This window comes from Alcanivorax sp. HI0044 (assembly GCF_001634945.1).
Genome location: NZ_LWEZ01000243.1, coordinates 1 through 756 on the forward strand (window position 1 = coordinate 1; position 756 = coordinate 756).

At 65.3% G+C, this 756-nt stretch carries 1 protein-coding gene; it reads right to left on the minus strand.

Annotated elements, in window-relative coordinates; translation table 11 throughout:
* A partial coding sequence (locus A3730_RS03115) for a gamma-glutamyltransferase (RefSeq protein WP_197477250.1) occupies positions 1–756 on the minus strand: 756 nt, incomplete at both ends.

A 756-nucleotide genomic window follows, 5' to 3' on the forward strand; every position in this document is an offset into this window, starting at 1 on the left:
CGGTCCTGGTAGGCGCGGCGCATGGCTTCGATGGCCAGGTGCGGGGTCATGTCGCCGGTATCACCGGCGTTGAACTGACTGAGGATATTCAGTGCTTCGCCCATGACGATGCCGCCGGAGGACGGCGGCGGTGCGGAGATAACCCGGCCGCCCCGGAACTGGCTGACGGTGGGCGAGCGTTCCACCACGGTGTAGTCGGCCAGATCGTCCAGGGTCCAGATGCCGCCGGCCTGCTGCACGCCGTCCACCAGCTGTTTGGCCACGTCACCCTGATAGAAACCGGCCTTGCCCTGTTCAGCGATGGCAGTGAGTACCCGGGCCAGATCCGGTTGCCTGATCAGGTGGTTGTTGGGGGGCACCTTGCCGTTATGCAGGAAGATGGCAGCGGCTTCCGGGAAACGGTTGAGCACGTCTTCGCGGTAACCGGCCAGCTTGCGGTAATGCTCCTCTACGCGGAAGCCTTTCTCGGCCAGTGCAATGGCCGGGGCCAGAGTGGCAGTGAGGGGAAGTTTGCCGTACTTGTCCGCGAGATGGGCGAAGGCGGCGGCCTGGCCAGGGATGCCGGCGGCGCTGGGACCGTTTACCGCCCAGTCGCGCATCACCTTGCCATCCTTGTCCTGATACATGGTGGCCGTGGCGGCACCGGGGGCGGTTTCGCGTGCGTCTACAAAGGTCTGTAAACCGTCCTGTTCCCGGTGCAGCAGCCAGAAGCCGCCCCCGCCCATACCGGCAGAATAGGGTTCGACCACCGCCAGG